Genomic DNA, 16906 nt, shown 5'->3' on the forward strand with positions numbered 1-16906 from the left:
GAGGTGCCCATCACCTTCGTCGAGCGCGAACTCGGCGCGTCCAAGATGAGCGGCACCATCGTGGCCGAGGCCCTGTGGCGGACCACGGTGTGGGGCCTGCGCTACCGGCTGGGGCGGCTGGCCGGGCGGAAGTGAGCGGGGTGGAAGCGAGCGGGGTGGAAGCGAGTCGGGCGCAGACCGGCCGCACCCTCCGGGTGCCCCGAGCAGCGGTCCCATCGCAGGGTTCGGGTATTCGAGGACGTAAAAAGGCCCGAGCCGCACTGTCGGGGGGATGCAGTGCGGCTCGGGGATCGTGGGCGCCCCGCTTCACGCGGCGGCGCACTTCCTACTGTAGTCGTATCAGCTGGTTCTGTGCGCGGCTCAGCTGTGGCTCAATCAGGACATCGGGCCCGGGCGGGCCGGGAAGGCTCCGAGGCGGCTCCGGAGCGCTCCGTGCGGCCGGGTCTCAGTCGCCGGTGTGCGCCGCGGTCTTGCGGGCCGCGGAGCGGGCCGACGTGGTCTTCGGCTTGCCGGCGGGGGCCGCCGGAGCCTTGACCGTCGACGCCTTCGCGGCCGCCGCCGACTTCTTGGCCCGGCCGGCGATCGTGCGCGCCGGAGCCGGGCGGACGCTGTCCGAGCCGGTGATGCCGCCGTCGCGCAGCACCGCCAGCCGCTCGGCCAGCACTTCCTCCAGGTCGGCCACGGTGCGCCGCTCCATCAGCATGTCCCAGTGGGTGCGGGCCGGCTTGCCGGCCTTCTCCTCCGGCGGGGTGCCGTCGACCAGCAGGGCCACGGCCCCGCAGACCTTGCACTCCCACGTCGGCGGCACGTCGGCCTCGACGGAGAACGGCATGATGAAGCGGTGCTCGTTCGGGCACACGTACTCGATGTCCTGGCGGGGGGCGAAGTCGATCCCCGCGTCGCTTTCATAGCTGGTCGCGCCCAAACGCGTCCCGCGCAGTGCCCGCTCGCTCATTGGTGTTCCCTCCAGACGGTCTCACCCGCTCACAACGCGTTGCGGCGCGTGTTTTGTTCCGGACCGGGTCGTCCGGACCGGGCCGCTGGCGTGGGCGGGTGTGAGTCCGAGCCTCCCACGGAAGGGTTCCACCGGGCAAAATCGGGCAAACGTCGTTGTTCAGCTGATAGGAGCAGTGTGACGTGGGATTCGTCACACTGTGTCACAGTCGTTCGGGGACGGGGTTCCCCGCGGTCCGGATCGCCGTGCGGAGGTCGGTGCGGGCCAGCAGGGCGAGCCCCAGGGCGAAGAACGCGACCAGCGAGATGATCGCCAGCCGGTAGGAGCCGGTGAACTGGATCGCCAGCGCCACCGTCAGCGACCCGATCCACGCCACGCCGTTCTGGCTCACCTCGTACAGCCCGAAGTACTCGCTCTCCTGCCCGGCCGGGATGATCTGCGCGAACAGCGACCGCGACAGCGCCTGCGTGCCGCCCAGCACCAGGCCGATGGCACAGCCCAGGACGTAGAACTGCCAGACGGCGTGCCTGGTCATGAAGAACGCCGCGGCCAGCAGCGCGATCCACACCAGCAGCGATCCGGCGATGGTCCGGCGCGTGCCGTGCCGGGCGGCCAGCCGCCCCAGCCACAGCGCCCCGCCGAAGGCCACGAACTGCACCAGCAGGATGGCGCTGGCCATCACCGACTGCCCGAGGTCCAGTTCCTTGGTGCCGTAGGTCGAGGCGAAGGAGATGACCGTCTGCACGCCCTCGTTGTAGGCCATGTAGGCCAGCAGGAACACCAGCGCGTCGCGGTTGCGGGCCAGCGCCGCCAGCGTGCGGCCCAGCTGGCGGTAGCCGGTGCCGGACTCCGGGCGCTGCGCGGCCGGGAGGCGGGAGGTGCCGGCGGTCAGGCGCCGCACGCCGGCGGTGCCGAACACCAGCCACCACAGGCCCGCCGAGGCCAGCGCGACCCGGGCGGCGTGCGACTTCGACAGGCCCAGCGGGTCGTGGGCGGTGTAGATCGCGAGGTTGAGGGCCAGCAGGACGGCGCCGCCGAGATAGCCGACGGCCCAGCCTTTGGAGCTGATCGCGTCGCGCTCGTCCGGGGAGGCCAGGGTCGGCAGGTAGCCGTTGGCGAGCACGTTGGCGGTGGAGTAGCCGAGCGAGGCGGCGAGGAACAGGCCGCCGCCCCAGAGGTAGGCACCGCCGGAGACCGTGTAGAAGAGCAGCGTCGCGGTGACGCCGAGGGCCATCGCCGCGGTCAGGTAGGCGCGGGTGCGGCCGCTGCGGTCGGCGGCGGCGCCGACCAGCGGGAGGATCGCGGCCTGGAGGAGGGCGGCGGCGGTGACGGCGAAGGGGTAGAAGGATTCCGCGCGGATGCTGAGGCCAGCGAGGTGGAGGTAGTGGTGCTCGCCGCCGGCGGCGTTCTGCGCGATGTCGGTGAGGTACGGGCCGAGGAAGACCGCGGTGACGGTGGTGGGGAAGGCGTGGGCGCCCCAGGCGTAGCGGTACCAGCCTTTGCGGCGGGAGAGCTGGGCCGGGTCCGGTGCCAGGTCCGGTCGCAGGTCCGGTGCCGGCTCCGGTACCAGGTCCAGCGCCGGGTCCGGTGCCGGGTTCGGGGACGCCGGTGCCGGTGCTGTCGCCGGTGCTGTCGTCGGTGCTGCAAACGGTGCGGTCACCGGCAGGGCCGCCTCGGCGGTGCCCGCGCCGTGCGCCGGTTCGGCCGGCGGTTCGGCCGTGCGCTCGGCGGTGTCGTCGATCGGCATCAGGACCAGGTTCCTCGTTTCGTCAGCACGGTCTTCAGGGTGTCGAGCCGGTCGGTCATGACGCCGTCCACGCCCAGCTCCAGCAGCCGGTCCATCTCGGCGTCGTCGTTGATCGTCCACACGTGCACCGGCAGCCCGGCGGCGTGCGCGGCGGCCAGCAGGCGCTCGTCGACGACGACGATCCTGCCGAGGGCCGGGGGCAGCTGCAAGCAGTCCGCGGCGAGCCGCGGCAGCGCGGCCGGATCCGGCACCTCGCCGGGCTTCAGCCGCCGCGAGGCCCGCCACATCCGCCACGCCTCCCGCGGCCCGGCGCTGGTGCAGACCCGCCCGCCGAGCGCCTCGCGCATGGCGGCGAGCCGGGCGTCGGAGAACGAGCTGACACAGACCCGCTCCAGCGCGTCGGCGCGGCGCAGCAGCTCGGCCAGCGGCGCGACGGTGTTGGGCTCCTTCACGTCGATGTTGAAGCGCGCGTCGGGAAACGCCTCCAGCAGTTCGGCCATCGTCGGCACCGGCTCGTCGCCGATCCGCGCCTTGCTGATCTCGGCCGCGCTCATGGCGCTGATCCGGCCCTTGGCGTCGGTGACCCGATGCAGGCGGCGGTCGTGGAAGGCCAGCAGCACGCCGTCGGAGCTGGCGTGGACGTCGGTCTCCAGGTAGCGGTACCCCGTCTGCACGGCGAGGCGGAACGCCGCCAGGGTGTTCTCGCCCGCCGGCCCGGCCGCGCCGCCGCGGTGGGCGAACGGGATGGGGGCGTCGTGGTCCAGGAACGGATGCCGGGCGGTGCGTGGGGCCATGGCGGCCAGTATCGCAAGTCGCCCGGGTCACAACTTAGTCAAAGTGAGCGTGGCGGCATGCGGACCCGGCTGAGGACTCCCTACGCTGATGCGATCGCCGCCCCGGGGAGCGCGGTCGGATGGTTTGCTGGAGGCGCACAGGTGCGGCGAGGCGTGGGGAGTGTGAGTGAAGGCGGCAGGCCGGGCGGCGGACGGTGCTGGGTCGGCTGGAGGCGGTGACGACGCCGGTACGGGTTCGGAGTCCGGCTCGGGTTCCGGTTCGGACATACCAGGACAGCGGGAGGGCCGGTTACGGCGCGCCCAGGACATCCTCAACGAGGTGCTGTTCGGAGGAGCGGGCGCGAGCGAGCGCCGCGCCGGGGGTGCGTCAGAGCCCGGAAACGCTCCCGCCGCAAGCGCCCCGGATCCGGCCGGCCCGGCTGCGGCCGCCCAGCCTTCGGTGCCCCGCACCATCCCTCTGACGTGGGACGCCCCGGCTCCCGGTGACGAGGCGACCCGGTACTTGTGCGCGGCGGCGCACGTCGACGCCGTGTTCGCCCGGCGGGCCCTGAAGGAGTTCGTGTTCGACGACGGCCGGGCCCCGGCGCCGTCGGCGGGTGTCGACGAGATCCTGGTGCTGCGGCACTGCCTGGCGGCCCGGGCCCGCCGGCTGCACCGGGACGTGGCGTTGGTCGCGTTGGTCGTGGTGGCCCTGGTGGTGTCGGTCTGGACGGTGGCGGCCTGGCTGCTGTGGGGCGCCGGGCTGCGGCTGCTGCTCTGCGGTGGCGGCGTCGGTGCCGCTCCCAGTCCTGGACCCGCTCCCGGCCCCGGATCCGCTCCCGGCCCCGGCTCCCGGAACGCCGACGCCCTGGCTTCGCGCCCGCCCTCGTCCGCCCCGCTGGCCCGGTTCGCCGCCCTGCTGTGGGGCGTCGGCGGCGGCGCCTTCATCCTGACCGCGGCCGGCGTGGCCAAGCCGTTCGGCATCACCGTCCCGCACCGGCTGTGCGACGTCGGCCCCGGCGGCCCGGGGGTGGCGTGGCTGTTCGTGCCGATCGCCGCCCTCGGCACCGCCGGGCTGATCGTGTTCGTCGAACGGGTGGCGGCCCGGCACGTGCTCGTCGACCGCCTGCGCCGGGACCGCTTCGCCACCCACCGCTGGGTGTCCACCGAGACCGTGTGGGCCCGCCGCGCCCTGGCCGAGCTCGCGGCGCGCAGCGCCTCCGAGCGCCAGGTGCTCGCCGACCCGGCGCGGCCGTTCGCCGGCTCGGGGCGGCAGGTGCTGCGGCGGCGCTGGCTGGTCGAGACCGGGCCGATCCGCTACGACGTCCAGGACATGATCGAGCGGGTGACCGACGCCCTGGCGGTGGGTGTGCCGGGCCTCGGGCCGGAGGGGCTGCTGGACACGGTGGCGTGGGACGACTTCGTGGTCGCCACCGGGCCCGTGCTGGCCGTCGGGCAGACCACGGACGCCTCGCTGCGGCTGCTGCCGTCGCCGCGCGGTGCGGCGGCTCCTCGCGTGTTCCGGCGGTTCCGGATCTCGTCCGATCCCGCTGAGACCGTGGTGACCGCGTACTTGTCCGCCTCGGCGGCGCCGGGGCTGGCCCTGGTGGAGATCCACGGCCTGGTGCTGGAACCGGTGGCGGCTGCCTACCGCGGCGTGGACCGGCTCCCGCGACTGGGACCGGCCACGGCGCTCGTCGAACTCTGGAACGCGGTCCTCACGCTGCCTCGTCTGCTGTTCGGCGCGCCCGCGCCGGCGGCCGGCGCCGCGGCCGATCCGCTGCGCTGGCGGCATCGGCGCGCGGTGCTCGACCGGGCCGCGGCCCGCGGGCTTCCGGCCGCCGACGGGGCACGGACGTCGCTGCGCGAGCTCGCCGTCGCCGGGGGAGCGGGACCGGGGACCCCGGCGCCGCTGGTGGACCGGGAGGGCGCGCCGTTCGCCCGGGAGGACGCGAACTTGGCGCTCGCGGTGGTGGAGCGGCGGGTGCGGGAGGCTCTGCGGCCGCTGATCTGAGGGCGGCCGGCGGCCCGCTACGCCTCCGCGCTCATCTCCGCCCACACGATCTTGCCCCGCTCCGTCGGCCGCACGCCCCAGCGCTGCGACAGCTGAGCGACTATCAGCAGTCCGCGATGGCGTTCGTCCATGGCCTGGGTCACCGCCGGGCGGGGGATGCGGCCGTCGCAGTCGGCGACCTCGACCATCAGCCGGCCCGGGTGGGAGCGCAGGGCCAGCTGGCTGGTGGTGGCCGCGTGCTGGGTGGCGTTGGTGACCAGTTCGGTGACCACCGACAGCACGTCGTCGGTGAGGTGCTCCAGGTTCCAGTCGGTCAGGGTCGCGGTGACGAAGCGGCGGGCCGCGCGCGCCGCCATCGGGTCCGGGTCCAGGTCCAGGGCCGCCTTGCGGATGCGGGTGGGACGCGTGCGGACCAGGAGCAGCGCCACGTCGTCGTGCTCGTCGCCGGACAGCATCGCGTGCAGCAGCCGGTCGCAGGTGCGTTGCACGGTCTCCGGTTCGCCGGGGGCGCGGCGGGCGCCCGGCAGGCCGGAGCCGGCCAGGACGGTGCCGGACGGCCCCAGGCCGCCGACCGGGCCGTCGTCCTCGCGGACCAGCTCCGTGGACAGCCGCGTCAGGCGTTCGGACAGCGGCGCGTTGTGGCACTCGACCAGGCCGTCGGTGTACAGCAGCAGCCTGGTTCCGGCCGGCAGCGACTGCACCTTCTCGTCGAACACCGCCTCCTCGATGCCCAGCGGCATGCCCAGGTCGTCCTCCAGCAGGTGCGCGGTGCCTTCGGGCGTGATCAGGGCCGGGGGCATGTGTCCCGCGCTGGCCCAGATCAGGGCCTCCTCGGCGGGATCGTAGACGGCGTAGACGCAGGTGGCGATCTGCTCGCCGATGCCGTCGTCGAAGGCGGCCAGGGAGCCGGCCGTGGAGTGGGTGCCGGTGGCGCCCAGGCCGTGGCCGCTGCTCGGCGGCGCGGAGGAGGACGACATCGTGCACACCAGCCGGTTCAGCAGGTGCATGATCTGGCCCGGCGGCAGGTCCATCACGGCGTAGGCGCGCACCGCGGTGCGGAGCTGCCCCATGATCGCCGCGGCCCGGATGCCGCGGCCCATCACGTCGCCGATCACCAGGGCCACGCGGCCGCCGGCCAGGGGGATCACGTCGAACCAGTCGCCGCCGACCTGGGTGCCCTGGGCGCCGGGCAGGTAGGTGAAGGCGATCTCGAGTTCCGCGATGTGCGGCGGGGACGCCGGCAGCAGCGAGTTCTGCAGCTCGACCGCCGTCTCCCGCTCCTGCCGGTAGAGCCGGGCGTTGTCCATCGCCGAGGCGGCCTGGGCGGCGATGCCCTTCACGATCTGCTCGTCGCGCTCGGTGAACCGGCCGGCCTCGGAGTGCCCGAAATACATCGAGCCCAGGACGGTGCCGCTGATCGTGGTGATCGGCAGCGCCAGGAACGACCTCACCGGCGGGTGCCCGGGCGGCAGGCCGTGGAACGGCGCGCGCTGGCCGTAGCGGGGGTCGGTGGTGACGTCGGCGCAGCGGATCGGGGCCGTGCCCGGGAACACCGCCCCGACCAGCGGGGTGGGACGGGGCATCGGCAGCGACTCGAACCGCTCGGCCGGCACCTTCCCGGCCAGCACGAACCGGGTCTGCGCCTGGCCGTCGGTGGACACCAGGGAGTAGAAGCAGGTCCCGAACTCGGCGTCGATGGCGGTGGTCGCGGCGTCGGTGGCCAGTTTGGCGATCTTGCGGGTGTCGAGCTCCCGCGCCAGCGACTGGCCGATCATGTAGAGGGTCTCGACGATCCGCGTCTCCTGCGTCAGCCGTCGCTGCGAGGCGCGCAGCTCGGCCTCGGCGGCCAGGGCCGCGGCGCTGCCGTCACCGGGCGTGGCGGCGGAGGACGACGGCGGCGGTGGCGGTGTCGCCTGCTGCGGGAGCAGCGTGATCGACGGACGCGGCCCGGCGCCGTTCCCCCCGGGGACCCCGTTCCCGTTCCCGGTCCCGCTTCCGTTGCCGCTTCCGTTGCCGTTGCCCGCCGGTCCGGTGGCCACGCCGTTCCCGGCACCGCCGCCGTTCCCGTTGTGGCTGCCGAACAGCTGGTGTCCCGAGCTCGGCCCCGGCGGCGTCGCGGCGAACAGCGGCGCCCCCAGCAGCGGGGTCAGCGCCAGCCGGATCGCGGCGGCCAGCGTCCGGAAGTGCGCGGCGGTCTCCGCCGGGATCCGTACCCGGGAGTAGAGCAGCGCCGTGTAGAGAGACGTGTTGCGGACGCCGGGCAGATCAGGGTGCTCCGGTCCGCCCGAGTCCAGCACCGCGCCCAGCGCGATCGCCGACCGGATCTGGTAGTCGCGCACGAACTCCGGCGTCGGCACGTAGGGGCTGCCCAGCGCCTCCGGCACGTGGAACACGTCGAACCGGTCCCGCAGCCGCGCCGACAGACCCGAGCCCTGATCGCCGGCCCCTGAGACCCCGTTCGAGCCGGGGGAGCCGTGGGAGCGCGGCCCGGGCGGCCCCGGCGGATCCGGCGGCGGCTGGAGCCCCAGCAGCCGGTCCAGCAGCGCCAGCGCCAGCGGCGCGCGCCGGACCACGTCCGAGGCGGACAGCGGGATCGCCTGGTGGTCGCGGGAGTTGCGCCGGTCCGACCAGTGCGGGTGGTCGCCGGAGGTGGCGAGCAGCGTCAGGTAGGGCAGGCCGTCGTCGTTGGCGGCCGCGGCCGGGTCGCGGGTGGCGATGTAGGTGTGGAGGTCCGGGGTGAGCCGGTCCCAGGTGACGGTGTGGAACATCCGGGCCAGCGCGAAGGCCGGGCGGCCGGTCGCGGGATCGGTGAAGGCGCGGCGCAGCCAGTCGACGATCGCCGCCGACCCTTCCTCCATGGTGGCTGCGCCGGCGGTGGCGGCCCGCAGCTCCCCGGAGGCGACGACCATGTCGGTGACTGAGAAACCGGAGAGGTCGAACGCCGACGCCATTCCCGCCGTCCTGTGGGTGGTCCGTGCGGCCCCCGGCGGGGGCCCAGACACAATCATGCCGACACATCCTCACCCGGCGCGGTCGTTTGCCCCATCCGGCGCGGCGCCGCCGCCGCTGCCGGTGGCCGCCTCACCTGGGGCGCTGCCACGGGTGTTGTGCCCGGACCGGGCCGGGGCGATAGCTTTTGCCCACGATCGGGGCACAACCCGCCACCAATCGCGGCATTGCCGCGAACATTCGGGGCGGGCGGCCGGAACAGCCGGACCGGTCGGGGCGACGGGCCGGAAGGCGTGGGGGCGGACGGAGCGGGAGCGGATCGCGGTGGGTGAGCGTACGACGACGGCGGCCGGCGGCCGCCGGGAAGGGGTGGGCGGCCGAGCCCGAGGCGGCCACGGTCAGAGCCAAGGCGGTCAGCACGCGGGCGGCCGCGGCGGTCACGCCGACGGCCCGGGCGGCTGGCACGGTCGCACCGTCCGGCTGGGCGTGGCCGCGGCGCTGGCCGTGGCGGCCGGCTGTGCGGCGCTGCTGGTGATGGGGCGGCTGGGCACGGTGCGGTCGCCGTCCTCGGCGTCAGCGGACTGCGGCACGGCGTGTGCTCCGCACAGCGCGCAGGCTCAGGGCGCTGCGGCGCCCGACGGAGCCGGACCGGCGGGTCCAGCGGGTTCAGCGGGCTCTGCGTCGCCGCGCGCGGGCGCGGCGGGGCAGCACTCCAGCCACCCGTCGCCGGCCTCCTCGGCCGCGCCGCCCGCCGCTGCATCCTCCGCTCCTATCTCAGCCTCCGCACTCGTGCAGTTCAAGGTAACCAGTCATTGGGACGACGGCTATCGCGCCGCCGTGACGGTCACCAACACCGGCGCCGTACCGCTGACCGGCTGGCGCCTGACCTTCCACCTCACCGGCGCCAGCCTGCACCAGCCCACGGACACCGGCGAGACCGCGATGAGCGGGGACGTGGTGACCGTCACCCCGGCGGACTGGCATCCCACGCTGGCCGCCGGAGCCGCGATCACCTTCGGCTTCGGGTTCGACGGCGCCCTCGCCGCCCCGGCCGAGTGCCGGATCGACGGGGCGCCGTGCGAACTGCAGTACGTGCCCGGACCGTAGCAGACCGCTGACGCTCCGGTCACCGGTCGCCTCAAGCGGTGTCCGACCACCCTGAATCAGAGCACATCCTGCCTGAGGCGGCCGCATCCGGTCGAATCAGGGCCGGATGCCGGTCGGCGGCGCCCTCAGTGCCGCCCGAGGCCGCCGAGCACCGTGCCGACCGCACTGCCGAGCGTGCCCAGGACGCCGCCGAGCAGGCCGCCGAGGCCGCCTTCCCCCGGGTCGCCGCCGCCGGGGTCGGACTGCTGGGGGTCGGCGGGCTGCGACGGCGTCGCCGAAGGCTGCGACGCGGTCGGCGGGGACGGCGGCGAGCTCGCCGGCGGCGCCGGGGGCCGGGTGCGCGGCAGCGGTTCGGGCACCGGCGTCTCCCGCGGCGGAGGCGTGGGGGACAGAGAGCCGTCGGCGTGCGGCGGCAGCGTCGCCGTGGGCGCCGGAGGCTGGGCCGTGCTGTGACGCGTCGGCGCGTCCTGTATCCGCGGCGCGGTGTCGGCGACCGCCGCGGGGGCCGCGGTCGTGGTCGGCACGGGCGCCGACGGTGTCAGCGGAGCCGCCGCGTCCCCGGTGACCGTGATCGCCGGGACCGCGTCCCCGCCCGAGGCGGACGAGCCGGGTGCCGCCGGCGCCGCCTGCACCGGCGATCCGGCCGCGGCGGTCGGCCCCGCCCCGGTGTGCAGGACGGTGGCCACCGCGGTCACCGCCCCGATCCCGGCGGCCCCGCCCAGCAGCGTCTCAGCGGCCTTGCGTATGGGGCCGGTCTTCCTGTGCCGGGTCGCCACGTTCCCCCACCTCCCATCTGCGCCGCACCCGTCGGGGTGCGGATCCGACGATCAGTGTGCTGCCGCGGCGCCGCGCCACGCCGGGGACGAACCCTCCGGTTCCCTCGAACGGGCGATGGGGAAGGCCGGTTTAAGTCCGGTCGGACCGGTCAGGGCCGCTGGGCACGACAGGCCCTTGTCACGCCGAGAGACAGCCGGGCCGGCCGGGCGGGATCAGCGGTGCAGCTTCGGCAGCACCTCGCGGCCGAAGACCTCGATCCACTCGGTCTGGTTGCGGCCGACGTTGTGCAGGTAGATCCGGTCCACGCCCAGGTCCAGGAACGCCTGGATCGACGCGCGGTGCACGTCCGGGTCCGAGGAGATGACCATCCGGCCCTCGAAGTCCTCCGGCCGCACCAGCTTGGCCATCTGCTCGAAGTCGAACGGCGAGCGGATGTCCTGCTTGGGGAACTTCATGCCGCCGTTCGGCCACTCCTTCACCGCGTTCGCCAGCGCCTCCTCGTCGGTCGGCGCCCAGGACAGGTGCAGCTGCAGGATCTTCGGCATCGACTCCGGGTCCTTGCCGGCCTTGCGCGCCCCGGCGGCGAAGTTCTCGAACACCCCGGCCACCTTGCTGTGCGCGGCGCCCGGGGTGATGATCCCGTCGGCCAGCTCGCCGGTCTTGCGGGAGGTGTAGGGGCCGGCCGCGGCGATGTAGATCGGCGGGGCCGTCTCCGGCATCGTCCACAGCCGCGTGGTCTCCAGCGTGTAGTACTTGCCGGAGTGCTTGACGTCCTTGCCGGTGAACAGCTTGTTGATGACCTCGATGGCCTCGAACATCATCGCCACCCGGGTCGGGGCCTCGGGCCAGTAGCCGCCCACGATGTGCTCGTTCAGCGCCTCGCCGGAGCCCAGGCCCAGCCAGTGCCGCCCCGGGTACATCGCCTCCAGCGTCGCCGAGGCCTGCGCCACCATCGCCGGGTGGAACCGGAAGCTCGGGCAGGTCACGCCGGGTCCCAGGTCGGTGCTGGTCCGGGCGCCGATCGCGGTCAGCACGTTCCACACGAAGGGCGCCTGCCCCTGCTGCGGCACCCACGGCTGGAAGTGGTCCGCGGCCATGGTCCCGGTGAACCCGTGCTGCTCGGCCAGCGCCGAGTAGTCCGTCACCTCCACCGGACCGAACTGCTCCAACATGGCGGCGTAACCGATGTGCGGTGCGCTCACGTCTAGGGCTCCCAACCGAAAGTGGAACGTGTTCACTTCTGCGTCATAGCCGACCTTAGAGCAGCGCCCTGCGCCTGTCGTGTGGGACGGGTGTGGCGTACGGCACGATGGGTGGCCGTGATCGCGCCCGCCGCCGCGGCCGCTGACCACACCCGATGGCCGGAACGTTCAAGATGCCGGCGGCGCGCCCGGGTAGCTTCGGCGGCATGAACCAGAACACTTCCGAATCCGGCTCGGTCCTCGACCGGGCGGAGACGTTCCTGTGGACCTCCGGCCGGGTATTGGAGCAGCGGCGGTTCGAGGTCCTGTTCGGCGGGGCCGACGGCGCGGGGCTGGTCGCGGCGCTGGAGGCGTACCGAACCGCCGACGGCGGCTTCGCCTACGGCCTGGAGCCGGACGTGCGCGGCCCCGCCCCGCAGCCGCTGTCCGTCGCCACCGCGCTGGCGGTCCTGGCCGACGCCGGCCAGTCCGCCGTGCCGATGGTGACGCGCGCCCTGGACTGGATCGCCTCCGTCACCGCCCCCGACGGCGGGGCCCCGGCGGTGCTGCCGACCCTGGCCCCCTACCCGCACCCGCCGTTCGTCCCGGTCGAGCCCGACCCGCCCGGCACTCTGCTGGCGACCGGCCAGATCCTGGCCCCGGTACTGCGCGGCGGCATCGACCACCCGTGGATCAAGGGCGCGGTGGAGTTCACCCGCAAGGAGGTCGAGGCGATCGGCCGGACACACCCCTACGACGTCCACGCGGCGGTCCTGTTCCTCGACGCGGTGCCGGACCGGACCTGGGCCCACGAGCAGGGCGAACGGCTCGGCGCGTTGGTCCGGGAGCAGAAGATCGTCCTGCTGGACCCGGCGCACCCGGAGAACGCCGTCATCGCACCCGGCTACGCACCGGGGGAGTACCACCTGCCCCACGACTACGCCCCACGTCCGGACAGCGTGGCGCGCGCCTGGTTCAGCGACGAGGAGATGGAGCGCGGCCTGGACTACCTGGCCGCGACCCAGGACGAGGACGGCGGGTGGCCGGTCACCTGGGCGAAGTGGTCGCCGACGACGGAGTTCGAGGCGCGTCCCGGGGTGACGATCAAGGCGCTGCGGACGTTGCGGGCCTACGGGAGGCTGTGAGGGCGGGCCGGGCCGAGCAACCGCGCCGGCGTCGTGCCGGCCAGGCGCTTCACCTCCCGGGTGAAGTGGGCCTGGTCGGCGTATCCGGCTTCGTAGGCGATGCCGGCCAGCGTTCCGGGTCCGCGCCGTCCGATGCGCACAGCGCGCTGGAAGCGCAGGATGCCGTGCAGCGTCTTGGGCGCGTAGCCGACCGCGTCGGTGAAGCGGCGGCGCAGCTGGCGTTCGGACAGGCCCACCCGCTCCGCGAGGTCGGGCACGTGCGGTGTCTCGCGGCTCAGTATCTTGATCGCGTGCAGGACCGCTTCGTCTGCTTCATAAGAGCGTGCCAGACCGGCGATGTACGCGTCCAACACCGCGACCGCAGACTGAGGCGAGTCGGCCCCCGCCGGTCGCGCATCGCCGCGCGCGACCACGTCCGTGAGCGGCACCTGCCGACCCTGCATCTCCGGCGCGGGCATCCGTCCCAACAGCAGCGGCGCGACGCCCGGGCGCAGCCGGATCCCGGCGATCGTCTCGCCCGGGGCCATCGTCGCCACCCAGGACCGGCGGTCCGGGCCGACCAGCTGGACGTCGCCGTCCCGCCACACCAGGTCCACGCAGCCGTCCGGCACCACGAGCTGTCCGTGCTCGTCCCGGCCCGGGTTGGCCCGCGTCCACACGCACGCGACCAAGCGGCCCGGCGAGTACCGGGGCCGGTGCTCTTCATAGGGCGAGCGCGAGGTCATCACCTTCGACGCTACGCCACGCCACCGACAGCCGCCTGCGCGTGCACAGGTACAGCGCTTGACCTTCGGCGGCGGGGCCCCGCAGGATTCTTGGGACATCAGAGTACTGTTTAGCCCTATTGCGCGGTATAGCGGGCATAGACGACCGTTGGTGGCGGTGCATGGACTTCTGCATACTGGGCCCGCTGGAGACGCGGCACAGCGGCCAGGAGGTGAGACTCGGCGGGCCGCGCCAGCAGACCGTGATGGCGATGCTCCTGCTGGAAGCCGACAAGGTGGTCCCGGTGGACCGGCTCATCGACGCGGTCTGGGACGACGAACCCCCGGCCACCGCGCGCGAGCAGATCCAGATCTGCATCTCGGCGCTGCGCCGCACGCTGACCACGGCGCACGGCGGCGACCTGATCACCACCCGCAGCCCCGGCTACCAGCTGAGGCTCGCCGGCGGCACGCTGGACGAGCGGACGTTCGACACCCGCGTGTGGGCGGGCCGGCAGGCGATGCGCCAGGGCGACGCCGTCTCGGCCGCCGGGACGCTGCGCGAAGCGCTGGGCCTGTGGCGCGGGGCGTGCCTGTCGAACATCGACAGCACCCTGGTGCAGCGGCGGGCCGCGCAGCTGAACGAGCGGCGCCTCGGCGTGGTGCAGGAGTGCGTCGAGGCCGAGCTGGCCGCGGGCCTGGGCGAGGACGTGGTCGCCGAGCTGGTGGCGCTGGTCCAGGAGAATCCGCTGCGGGAGCGGCTGCGAGCCCTGCTGATGAAGGCGCTGTACCGGACCGGCCGCCAGGCGGAGGCGCTGGAGGAGTACCGGCGGACGCGGTCGATGTTGCGGATCGAGCTCGGGGTGGAGCCAAGTGCGGATTTGCGGCAGTTGCACCAACTGATGCTTGCTGGTAAGCCCGTCGTGGAGCCGATCCGGCGGACGGCGCCCATTGCGCAGGTCGTGCCGGTTCCCACCGCGAGCGCGGGGGGCGCCGTAGCAGCGGCGTCGCATAGCTCTGCGAATCCAGCGGCGCCAGGGCTCGAGTCAGGCTTGAGCCCTTCCACCGAAGTGGCATCGGCCGAACAGATCTCCTCTCCAGAAGCCCCTGGCGGACCGTGGCCGGACCGACGGATCCCGGCCCTCCTGCCGCCGACGATCCCCGACTTCACCGGCCGCGCCGACCTCGTCGCCGAAATCCCGGAAGGCCTGGCCGAAGCCGGTGCCGACGGCAACGCCCTCCCGGTCGCCGTACTGTACGGCCGTGGCGGCGCCGGGAAGACGACCCTGGCCGTCCACCTGGCCCACCTGATGGCGCCCTCCTATCCGGACGGCCAGCTGTTCGCGCAGCTCCAGTCCGGTTCGCGGCGCCTCGACCCGGCCGAGGTGCTCGGCCGGTTCCTGCACGCCCTCGGCGTCAGCCGCCCGCAGGTGCCGGACACGCTCGAAGAACGGGCCGAGATGTACCGCGACCTGCTCGGGCGGCAGCGGATGCTGATCGTCCTCGACGATGCGGTGTCCGAGGCGCAGATCAACCCCCTGCTGCCCGGCGGCGCGCAGTGCGCGGTGCTCGTCACCAGCCGCCGGAGGCTGACCGGGCTGTCGGCCGCGCTGCGCACCGAGGTCGCGCCGCTCAGCGGACACGGCGCGGCCGAGTTGCTGGCCCGCGTGGTCGGGGCGGAGCGGGTGGCCGCCGAGCCGCAGGCCGTGGCCCGGTTGTGCGAGCTGTGCGGCGGGCTGCCGCTGGTGCTGCGGATCGTGGGCGCGCGGCTGGCGGCGCGCCCGCACTGGAGCGTGGGGTCGCTGGTGGAGCGGCTGGCCGACGAGTCGCACTGGCTGGACGAGCTGAACTACGGCGACATGGGCGTCCGGGCCAGTCTCGCTCTGTCCTATGACGCGCTCTCGCCGGGCGCGCGCCGCCTGTTCCGGCTGCTGGCGCTGTCCGAGGCGCCGAGTTTCGCCTCCTGGGTCGGGGTGCCGCTGCTGGAGACCGACCCTCTGCGGGCCGAGGATCTGCTGGAAGAGCTGACCGAGGCGTACTTGCTGGACACCGACGCCTCGGACGGTGCCGGGCCCTGCCCCCAACCCGTCCGTTACCACTTCCACACCATCACCCGTTCCTTCGCCCGCGAGCGTCTGATGGACACCGAGAGCCCGGCCGACCGGCGCGACGCGTTGCGGCGGCTGGTCGGGGCGCTGCTCGGGCTGGCCGAGGAGGCGCACCGCCGCGAATACGCCGGCGACTATCTGCTGCCGACGAGCGCCGCGGTGCGCTGGGAGCTGCCGGCGGCGCTGGTGGAGCGGGTGCTGGCGGATCCGATGGCCTGGTACGAGCAGGAGCGGCAGTCGCTGCTGGCCGGGGTGCGGCAGGCGGCCGCCGGGGGACTGGTCGACCACGCGTGGAGTCTGGCGCTGTCCGCGGTGGCGCTGTTCGAGTCGCACTCGTACTTCTCCGACTGGCGGGAGACCCACGAGATCGCGCTGAAGGCCGCGTGCCGGCTCGGCGACCGGCGCGGTGAGGCGGCGATGCGGTACTCGCTGGGGTCGCTGTACATGGTGGAGCGGCGCAACGACCTGGCCGAGCGGCAGTTCGAACAGGCCGGCGCGTTGTTCCGGCAGCTCGGTGACGAGCACGGCGCGGCGCTGGTGCTGCGGTATGTGGCGTTCCTGCGGCGGCTCGGCGGCGACATGGAGGCCGCTGCCGCGCGGCTGGCGGCGGCGCTGGAGGCGTTCCGGCGGGCCGGGGACCGGGTCGCCGAGGCGTATGTGCTGCACAACATGGCGCAGATCCGGCTGGAGTACGGCGAGGAGGAGGCGGCGCGCGAGCTGTTGGAGCGGGCCGCGCTGATCTGCGCCGAGACCGGGAACCGGCGGGTCGCGGCGCAGGTGCAGCACCGCCTGGGCCTGATGCACCTGCAACGCGGCGACCACGAGGCGGCCGCCGGGCAGTTCGAGGCGGTCCTGGCCGCCGTCCGCGAGGCCGGCGACCGCATCGGCGAGTGCCACGCGCTGCTCGGCCTGGCCGCCGTCGACCTGCGCCGGGGCGACGTCGGCCGCGCGGAGCGGACCCTGGCCGCCACCCGGGAACTGGCGGTGCGCACCGGCGACCGCATGCTGCACAGCCGGGTCGCCCTGGGCCTGGCCGAGGCCCGCCTGGCCGGCGGCGACCTCGCTGACGCCGCCGACTACGCCGACCAGGCCGCCCACGATTTCGCCGAGACCGGCGCCACGCTGCTGCGGGTCCGGGCCCTGATCATCCGTGGGCTGATCCACCGGGCCGGCGGAGAGGCCGACAAGGCACAGGCGGTGTGGCGCGGCGCCGCGGAGCTGCTGGCCGAGGGGAAGCTGCGGTTCGCGGCGGGGCTGCGGGCGGAGCTGGAGGGGCACTTGGCGGAGAGGCGGTCGTCGAGGTGAGCCTGACGCCGAGCCGCACTGGGGCTACGCCGCGGACACGGGCAGAACAGCTTGCTCGGCTGGTTCACCGTCAGGACGCCGGGGAGGGTGTGCTCCGTCAGACAGAAAGTCGTGGCCGGCGCGGCGGAGGGCAAATAATCC

Annotated in this window: 11 protein-coding genes and 2 pseudogenes; 5 read left to right on the plus strand and 8 right to left on the minus strand. The window is 74.1% G+C overall.

Annotated features, from left to right (window positions below):
• Positions 1-135, plus strand: a pseudogene (locus ABD466_RS41820) (dolichol-phosphate mannosyltransferase); the annotation flags it as partial.
• A 442-nt stretch (positions 136-577) separates the two neighbouring features.
• On the opposite strand, the pseudogene ABD466_RS41825 reads toward ABD466_RS41820, so the two are convergent.
• The 3 genes and pseudogenes from ABD466_RS41825 to ABD466_RS41835 all read right to left on the minus strand — a co-directional run.
• A pseudogene (locus ABD466_RS41825) lies at positions 578-955 on the minus strand (RNA polymerase-binding protein RbpA); the annotation flags it as partial.
• A 202-nt stretch (positions 956-1157) separates the two neighbouring features.
• Positions 1158-2702, minus strand: coding sequence for an MFS transporter (locus tag ABD466_RS41830; protein ID WP_344662870.1), 1545 nt, complete (start codon positions 2700-2702; stop codon positions 1158-1160).
• The gene (locus tag ABD466_RS41835) at positions 2702-3496 is read right to left on the minus strand and encodes a glycerophosphodiester phosphodiesterase family protein (protein WP_344662871.1); all 795 of its coding nucleotides are present in this window, start codon (positions 3494-3496) and stop codon (positions 2702-2704) included. The genes ABD466_RS41830 and ABD466_RS41835 overlap by 1 nt, the downstream gene beginning before the upstream one ends.
• A gap of 439 nt (positions 3497-3935) precedes the next feature.
• On the opposite strand from ABD466_RS41835, the gene ABD466_RS41840 reads away from it, so the two are divergent.
• Positions 3936-5489, plus strand: a complete 1554-nt coding sequence (locus tag ABD466_RS41840) for a hypothetical protein (protein WP_344662872.1) — start codon at positions 3936-3938, stop codon at positions 5487-5489.
• A 17-nt stretch (positions 5490-5506) separates the two neighbouring features.
• Here the strand turns inward: ABD466_RS41840 and ABD466_RS41845 are convergent, their stop codons facing one another.
• Positions 5507-8440, minus strand: a complete 2934-nt coding sequence (locus tag ABD466_RS41845) for an ATP-binding SpoIIE family protein phosphatase (RefSeq protein WP_344662873.1) — start codon at positions 8438-8440, stop codon at positions 5507-5509.
• Between the two features lie 435 nt (positions 8441-8875).
• Positions 8876-9028, minus strand: a complete 153-nt coding sequence (locus ABD466_RS41850) for a hypothetical protein (RefSeq protein ID WP_344662874.1) — start codon at positions 9026-9028, stop codon at positions 8876-8878.
• 199 nt (positions 9029-9227) lie between these two features.
• On the opposite strand from ABD466_RS41850, the gene ABD466_RS41855 reads away from it, so the two are divergent.
• Complete coding sequence (locus ABD466_RS41855; RefSeq protein ID WP_344662875.1) at positions 9228-9545, plus strand: cellulose binding domain-containing protein; 318 nt, start codon at positions 9228-9230, stop codon at positions 9543-9545.
• Positions 9546-9670: 125 nt separating this feature from the next.
• On the opposite strand, the gene ABD466_RS41860 is transcribed toward ABD466_RS41855, so the two are convergent.
• Together ABD466_RS41860 and ABD466_RS41865 are read right to left on the minus strand one after the other, a co-directional pair.
• Entirely contained in the window at positions 9671-10321 is a 651-nt protein-coding gene (locus tag ABD466_RS41860; protein ID WP_344662876.1) for a hypothetical protein, read from the minus strand.
• A 213-nt stretch (positions 10322-10534) separates the two neighbouring features.
• A complete protein-coding gene (locus tag ABD466_RS41865) occupies positions 10535-11524 on the minus strand; it encodes a TIGR03557 family F420-dependent LLM class oxidoreductase (RefSeq protein WP_344662877.1) in 990 nt (329 codons plus the stop codon).
• A gap of 206 nt (positions 11525-11730) precedes the next feature.
• Between ABD466_RS41865 and ABD466_RS41870 the strand changes: the two genes are divergently transcribed.
• Positions 11731-12648, plus strand: coding sequence for a prenyltransferase/squalene oxidase repeat-containing protein (locus tag ABD466_RS41870; RefSeq protein ID WP_344662878.1), 918 nt, complete (start codon positions 11731-11733; stop codon positions 12646-12648).
• Here the strand turns inward: ABD466_RS41870 and ABD466_RS41875 are convergent.
• On the minus strand, positions 12633-13373 hold the full coding sequence (locus ABD466_RS41875; protein ID WP_344662879.1) for a helix-turn-helix domain-containing protein: 741 nt from the start codon (positions 13371-13373) through the stop codon (positions 12633-12635). The two genes, ABD466_RS41870 and ABD466_RS41875, sit on opposite strands and share 16 nt — an antisense overlap.
• A 161-nt stretch (positions 13374-13534) precedes the next feature.
• On the opposite strand from ABD466_RS41875, the gene ABD466_RS41880 reads away from it, so the two are divergent.
• Entirely contained in the window at positions 13535-16765 is a 3231-nt protein-coding gene (locus ABD466_RS41880; RefSeq protein ID WP_344662880.1) for an AfsR/SARP family transcriptional regulator, read from the plus strand.
• The last annotated feature ends 141 nt before the right edge of the window (positions 16766-16906 follow it).

The sequence above is a fragment of the Catenulispora subtropica genome, assembly GCF_039531675.1.
Taxonomy (GTDB): Bacteria; Actinomycetota; Actinomycetes; order Streptomycetales; family Catenulisporaceae; genus Catenulispora; species Catenulispora subtropica.

Bases quoted from the DNA above. Each gene is read 5' to 3' on its own strand.
- ABD466_RS41830 (WP_344662870.1), bottom strand. From the start codon at position 2,702: ATGCCGATCGACGACACCGCCGAGCGCACGGCCGAACCGCCGGCCGAA.
- ABD466_RS41835 (WP_344662871.1), bottom strand. From the start codon at position 3,496: ATGGCCCCACGCACCGCCCGGCATCCGTTCCTGGACCACGACGCCCCC.
- ABD466_RS41845 (WP_344662873.1), bottom strand. From the start codon at position 8,440: ATGGCGTCGGCGTTCGACCTCTCCGGTTTCTCAGTCACCGACATGGTC.
- ABD466_RS41870 (WP_344662878.1), top strand. From the start codon at position 11,731: ATGAACCAGAACACTTCCGAATCCGGCTCGGTCCTCGACCGGGCGGAG.
- ABD466_RS41875 (WP_344662879.1), bottom strand. From the start codon at position 13,373: ATGACCTCGCGCTCGCCCTATGAAGAGCACCGGCCCCGGTACTCGCCG.
- ABD466_RS41880 (WP_344662880.1), top strand. From the start codon at position 13,535: ATGGACTTCTGCATACTGGGCCCGCTGGAGACGCGGCACAGCGGCCAG.